Annotated in this window: 4 protein-coding genes and 5 pseudogenes; 7 read left to right on the top strand and 2 right to left on the bottom strand. The window is 67.6% G+C overall.

Annotation, left to right across the window (positions count from 1 at the left end):
* A pseudogene (gene serS, locus ABT116_RS38520) lies at positions 1–834 on the bottom strand (serine--tRNA ligase); the annotation flags it as partial.
* Here serS and ABT116_RS38515 point away from each other — a divergent pair.
* From ABT116_RS38515 to ABT116_RS38500, 4 genes and pseudogenes are all read left to right on the top strand, one after another.
* A pseudogene (locus ABT116_RS38515) lies at positions 814–942 on the top strand (dienelactone hydrolase family protein); the annotation flags it as partial. The pseudogenes serS and ABT116_RS38515 overlap by 21 nt on opposite strands.
* A pseudogene (locus ABT116_RS38510) lies at positions 942–1,064 on the top strand (AbfB domain-containing protein); the annotation flags it as partial. The pseudogenes ABT116_RS38515 and ABT116_RS38510, both read left to right, overlap by 1 nt.
* 260 nt (positions 1,065–1,324) lie before the next feature.
* A complete protein-coding gene (locus ABT116_RS38505) occupies positions 1,325–1,441 on the top strand; it encodes a hypothetical protein (protein ID WP_351644176.1) in 117 nt (38 codons plus the stop codon).
* Between the two features lie 140 nt (positions 1,442–1,581).
* Positions 1,582–2,049, top strand: a pseudogene (locus tag ABT116_RS38500) (arabinofuranosidase catalytic domain-containing protein); the annotation flags it as partial.
* A gap of 315 nt (positions 2,050–2,364) precedes the next feature.
* On the opposite strand, the gene ABT116_RS38495 reads toward ABT116_RS38500, so the two are convergent.
* On the bottom strand, positions 2,365–3,480 hold the full coding sequence (locus ABT116_RS38495) for an amidohydrolase family protein (protein WP_351644173.1): 1,116 nt from the start codon (positions 3,478–3,480) through the stop codon (positions 2,365–2,367).
* A 279-nt stretch (positions 3,481–3,759) separates the two neighbouring features.
* On the opposite strand from ABT116_RS38495, the gene ABT116_RS38490 reads away from it, so the two are divergent.
* From ABT116_RS38490 to ABT116_RS38480, 3 genes and pseudogenes are all read left to right on the top strand, one after another.
* Positions 3,760–4,140: a uridine kinase family protein gene (locus ABT116_RS38490; protein ID WP_351644171.1), complete on the top strand. Its 381-nt coding sequence runs from the start codon at positions 3,760–3,762 to the stop codon at positions 4,138–4,140.
* 469 nt (positions 4,141–4,609) lie between these two features.
* Positions 4,610–5,029 carry a hypothetical protein gene (locus ABT116_RS38485; RefSeq protein WP_351644169.1) on the top strand — a complete coding sequence of 140 codons (420 nt, stop codon included), beginning with the start codon at positions 4,610–4,612 and terminating at the stop codon, positions 5,027–5,029.
* A gap of 347 nt (positions 5,030–5,376) precedes the next feature.
* A pseudogene (locus ABT116_RS38480) lies at positions 5,377–6,091 on the top strand (IS630 family transposase); the annotation flags it as partial.

Here is a 6,091-nt window from a genome sequence, read left to right as displayed (position 1 = left end):
GAGGCGGCGGGCCTGGAACGTCGTGCAGTTGGACGTCGATGTCAGCTCACGGTAGGTGCCCTGCGTCGGAACCCACGCCTCGCAGTCGAACTTACGCGCGGCCGAAGAACCGAGATCTCCGCCGGCGACGTCGATCACGCGGTACGGAACGTCGATGGCGGCCAACATGTCTCGCTCCCAGCCGAGCAGACGCTGGTGTTCGGCGTCGGCATCCTCTGGACGGCAGTACGTGAACATCTCGACCTTGTCGAACTGATGGACACGGATGATGCCGCGGGTGTCCTTGCCGTAGCTTCCGGCCTCGCGGCGGAAGCACGAGGACCAACCGGCGTAGCGCTTCGGGCCTTCGTTCAGCTCGAGGATCTCGCCCGAGTGGTAGCCGGCCATGGGCACCTCGGAAGTTCCGACGAGGTACAGGTCGTCATCCTGCAAGTGGTAGATCTCGTCCGAGTGAGCACCGAGGAAGCCGGTACCCGCCATGATTTCCGGGCGTACGAGTACCGGCGGAATCATCATCGTGAATCCGTTGGCGATCGCCTTCTGCGCCGCCAACTGCAGCAGTCCGAGCTGGAGCATGGCTCCGTAGCCGGTCATGAAGTAGAAGCGCGAACCCGAAACCTTGGCGCCGCGTTCCATGTCGATCAGGCCGAGCGACTCGCCCAGCTCGAGGTGATCCTTCGGCTCGAAGTCGAACTTCGGAATCTCACCGACGTGTTCGAGAACGATGTAGTCGTCCTCGCCTCCGGCCGGCGCGCCTTCTTGTACGACGTTGGAAATCGCGCGGTGTGCGGCGTCGAGCGCGGCCTGCGCTTCGTGCTGCGCGGCCTCGCGCTCTCGGCCGGTGTCGACCGCAGGCCCGCGGTCCTGGTCGGGCCCGAGGGGGTGGGGCTCAGCGGCGTCGAGCGCCGCCGGGCCGATGTGCTCGCCGAGCTGGGATACGTTCGTCGTTCCAGTCGTACAACTACCCGGACCGCTACATCCGCCACTACGCGTACGAGCTGCGGCTCGACCCGATCACCACCGCGACGGCCCGCGGCGACGCCACCTTCCGTTTGACGAGCTGACCCGACCCCCGCAGGGATGCCGGCGCCTCCAGCGGAAAACGCCGGCATCCCCTGGCATCCGCCGCCCAACACCCTGTCTTCCCGCCTTCCGCGCTTGGCGATGGCGACGACGTGACGGCGGGCAGGGGAGACACATTCGAGCTCTACCTCAAGCCCAATGAGGTGACCACCCAGTCACCGCCGACGCCACCTTGTAGCAGCAGCCAGGAAACAGCGGCACAGGTTACTCCCTCCAGTCCTTCAACTACCCGGCCAAGTACATCCGCCATTACGCCTCGACCGCCTACCACACAACCAACGGCGATACCAGCGACTGTGACACCACCTCACTGTGGCGCCAGGACACCAGCCGTCTCGCCGCCGCCCCCCGGAACTGATGAGCAGCCCGCCCAGAGCCCGGTGCCGAAACGGCGAAAGCCGCACCGGCAGGGAGGCGTCAACGCAACCTGCACCGCCCGCACAGCCGGGCACCGGGGGTTCATCGACGCTCACACCCCACCTGGTGAAGGAGTTCTTCATGATCAAGCCACCGTGGATCCGCCGCGCCAGACGCGCGCTACTCGCGGCGGTTGCAACCGCCGCGCTCTCCGCCGGCCTGCTCACCGCTACGGCCACCACCTCGCAGGCCGCCACCCAGGGACCGTGCGACATCTACGCCGCCGGCGGCACCCCCTGCGTCGCCGCGCACAGCACCACCCGCGCCCTGTACGGGGCGTACAACGGCCCGCTGTACCAGGTCAAGCGCGCCTCCGACAACACGACCAAGGACATCGGCTTGCTGAGCGCCGGCGGATACGCCGACGCCGCCGCGCAGGACTCCTTCTGCGCGAACACCAGCTGCCTCATCACCGTCATCTACGACCAGTCCGGCAAGGGCAACAAGCTCACCCAGGCGCTCAAAGGTCAATGGCCCGGGCCGGCCGAGGGTGGGAACGACAACTTGGCCAACGCCTTCGAGGCACCGATCACAGTCGGGTCTTCGCGCCCGCTGTACCGAGGTCGCGATGCGCTCCATGGCTTTGGTGGCGGTTCCGACGACCGTGCTCTCCACTTTCAGCCCCGATTGGTACTCGGTGTGGCCCCTGGACCTGTACGGGAGGTGCCGTGGCTGTCGCCCTGAGCAATTGGGCCACTTGGTCGACAGCGAATGATCTCCTGCAGAAGTCCGACGAGTTCTTCACCAAGAACCTCGCCTGACTGCAAGTACCCCCGGCAGGCCGGAACCGCCACCGGCCTGCCGGGCAGTCAACAGCGAAGCGACCTTTCGTGGGCTAAGGGCTGTCCCGTAATCCTTGGTGAATCAGCGGGACAGCCCTTGGGCGCGCCTCAGCGCAGGCAACAGGCGGAGCGCGTTGTCGCGGTTGATGCCGCGTCGTTGGCGGTCGGTGAAGACGGGGTCGGTCTCGATGGCCGGCACCGTGAAGTCGGTGACGATGTCTGCGGAGGCGGCCGGCCAGTCGGTGCCGAAGAGGATCCGGTCGGCGCCGGCGGTGGCCACCAGAGTGCCCGAGGGGGCCGACGGGCCCGCCGTGTCGTAGTAGAAGCGGTGGAGGTAGTCCCGTACACGGGCAGCATCGAGGGGTGGAGTGCAGAAGCCGCCGAAGGCCTCCATGCGGGTGGCGATCTGAGGAAGGAATCCTCCGGCGTGCGGCAGGATGACTGACAGGTGCGGGTAGCGGTCGAGTGTCCTGGTACGGATCAGGTTCACAGCAGCACGCGTGGTGTCCAGCAGGAAATCGCACATGAAGTTCGGAATTCCGGGGACGGTGGGCACGCCGGGTGTTCCCCCCGGGAGGTCGAGCGGATGCGTGAAGAGGACCGCGGCGCGCTCGTCGAGTTCGGCAAGGAGGCGGTCGTACGAGGGATCACCGAGATAGACACCGTTGTAGTTGGCTTTCACGCTGACTCCGACGGCACCGAGCTCGTCGAAGGCGCGGCGGAGAGCCCACGTGGTCACTTCGGGATGGTCCAGGACAGCAGGAGCGAGGACGGCGAAACGGCCCGGGTGTAGGGCCACCAGGTCGGCCATCGCCTCGAAGACGACGGTGAGACCTTCCCTGGCCTGCGCCGCGGTGCGGTACCGGTCCTGCATGGTTGGGTTGAGGACCGCGGTCGCGATTCCTACCCGGTCCATCAGCGCCAAGGTGGAGTCCACATCCCAACGCGCCCACCACAGCAGCTCCTGCCGCTGCACCAGGCCCTCACGCTCTGCCCAGTCAACCCATTCCGGAGCGGTGAAATGGTGGTGAACGTCGATCCTTGCCCGGCCGGCGTCATCGCCGCTCCCCGAGCCCCGCGGCACCGCTTCTCCCCTGGCCAGAGCGCTGGACTCGCCCGTCGCAGCGACGGTGGTCGTCAACGCACCGCCGGCGATGAGCAGACTGCGCCGGCTCATGGCCCGGTTCGATTCGGACATCCGCGTTCCCCATCCGTAGCGCCATCGGTTTGCCGCACCACGATGGCCCGTCGGCGGGCCCACGATCACCACGGCGTGCCTTGCTCGAGCTCGGTTCCCTCGGACGGACGCGGTCCAGCCCACCGTCTGCCACAAAATCCCAGGCCAGGATCCCTCACGGCCGGCTCACGTACGAAGTCGTGGGCCGTCGCGTCCGACGGCCCCTGTTCCGGGTGATCAGCAGCAGGTGGCGGTCGCGGCGTCGTTGCCGCGTGCGTCGCTGCCGGCGCGGCGATTCAGATGATGCCGGTCCCGGACGACGGGACCGCGCAGCGGCTCCGTGACGAGGTGCTCGCCCCGCTCGCCGCCGGCCGTGATGCCGCTTACCGGCGCTACGACTGGGAGACCAGGGCTCTGGCGCCGGACGGGATCCACACTGTCTCCCACTTCGGCATCGTCGTCGTCGAGGGGGTCTACACCGCCCGGCCCGAACTCGCCGACTACTACGACCTGATGGTCTACGTCGACACTCACCGCGAGGAATCACTGAGGCGGCTTCGTGAACGCGGTCATAACCACGGCCCGATCGACTGGGAGTCCCGCTGGCGCCTGGCCGAAGAGCACTACCTGGCCGTGACCCGCCCTCGGGAACGGGCCCACCTGGTGGTCCCCGGGCACTGATCCGCATCTACCAGGATCTACCGGGTCTGCCGATGGCCTTGAGAGTCTCGGGGCGTTTGACGGTCTTGCCGACGTCGTAGCGGGGTGCGGGACGGCGGTTCTTGCTTCCGGGCGGCCGTCCGGGACCGGCGTCAAGGCCCCCACCAGCGGACCCGAACTGCGCCATCTGCTCACCGAGGCCGCCCGGCGGCGCCAGGACTGAGACGGTTCCCCATACGCGGGTGCTGCTGCCACGGCACCCTGGAACCCGGCGGGCCCGGGAACGACCAACAGGGCCGCCCCGCACCGGTCTTCGAAGGCGTCAGCGTTTGCTCTCGTCGCGCGCTGAGCCGGAAGGCCATGATCGCACGGCGATCGCGCTGCGCTGGCAACTCGACTTGCCCAACGACGAGATTGCTCGCTGCCTGCCGGGCAGGCTCTCATCGGGCTATGACGCATGCAGCGGAAGCCGTTGATAGATTCACCCGTCGTGAGATCAACTGAGTACGACCTTGACTTCCGTGACCGGGCCGGCCGGACCCGAGCCTGGGGCATCGGTCTGCTGGTCGTGGCCGGGCTGCTGTGGAGCTGGTGCACCCTGCTGCTCCTTACCCCGTACGAGGTGGACCGCAAGCCCGACGACCGGTATCCCGTTGAATGCGAGCCGCGGCTGATGACGGAGCGCGGCACGGCCAACGAGGGGCTGGGCCACGGCGACTACTGCCAGAACGAGCGCGACTGGCCGGAGGCCGTGGTCGTGCTGGGACTGTCCGTGCCGGTGTCCGTGGCCGGAGCGGTCCTGTTCACCAGCGGCAGCGTCAGTCGGCGGATGAGCGCCCACGCCGAGGCGATGCGCGAACTGGACCGGATCGCCGATGAGCGCGAGGCGCGGACCGCCCGCGCGCGGTGACACCCGGGAGGATTGAGATCGCACCCGCGCACGAGAGCGCTCGACCCCTGGAGCCGCGCCCTGCACGGCGTGCTGTAGGGCAAATCGAGAGTGAAGAACCCCTGCCTGTGAGCAACCAGGCTGCTGTTCCGCGACACCGTTTGTAGCAAAGGTCGGTCTTGTGTAGGCGGACGGGACAGCGAAATGCCTGGTCAGACCCTTTTATCTCTGCTACAGCCGGGTGCGGGCGGTCATCGCGCGATTCTGCGGCGCCAGACGCATGGTGGGAGGCAGACGCAGGGGGGCACTCGCAAAGAAGATGGTCATGAAGTACAAAACCGCCGGCCTCGGCGCCGTAGTGGCCGTTCGGCCTGGACTGCCTGGACCCTAAGTGGGCGGGAGGCCGTCCCCGCCTACTCAGCGATGACGAAGAGGACTTCGTCATCCAAACGGCCACCACCCGCCCCACCAAGCTCGGCCAACCCTTTACCCGCTGGTCGATCCGCAAACTCGCCGCCTACCTGCGCCGCGTGCACGGACGCGTCACCTGCATCGGCCGTGAAGCCTTACGGTGCCTGCTGCTGCGCCGCGGCATCACCTTCCAGCGCACCAAGACCTGGAAGGAGTCCCCCGACCCACATCGCGAGGCCAAGCTCGACCGCATCGAGCAGGTGCTGGAATACTTCCCGGACCAGGTCTTCGCCTTCGACGAGTTCGGCCCCCTGGGAATCCGCCCTACCGCGGGCTCCTGCTGGGCGAAGCGGGGCAAGCCCAACCGACTGCCGGCGACCTACCGCCGCACCCACGGCGTGACCTACTTCCACGGCTGCTACTCCGTCGGCGACGACCGCTTGTGGGGTGTCAACCGCCGCCGCAAGGGGGCCACCAACAGCCTGGCCGCGCTGAGGTCTATCCGCGCCGCCCGACCTGACGGCGCCCCCATCTACATCATCTTGGACAACCTCTCCGCACACATCGGCGCGGACATCCGCCGCTGGGCGAAGAAGAACAAGGTCGAACTGTGCTTCACCCCGACCTACGCCTCCTGGGCCAACCCGATCGAAGCCCACTTCGGCCCGCTGC

The sequence above is a fragment of the Streptomyces sp. NPDC002130 genome, from assembly GCF_040296465.1.
Classification (GTDB): domain Bacteria; phylum Actinomycetota; class Actinomycetes; order Streptomycetales; family Streptomycetaceae; genus Streptomyces.
Note: the sequence above shows the minus strand (reverse complement) of the source record. Positions and strands in the feature narration are given on the sequence as shown.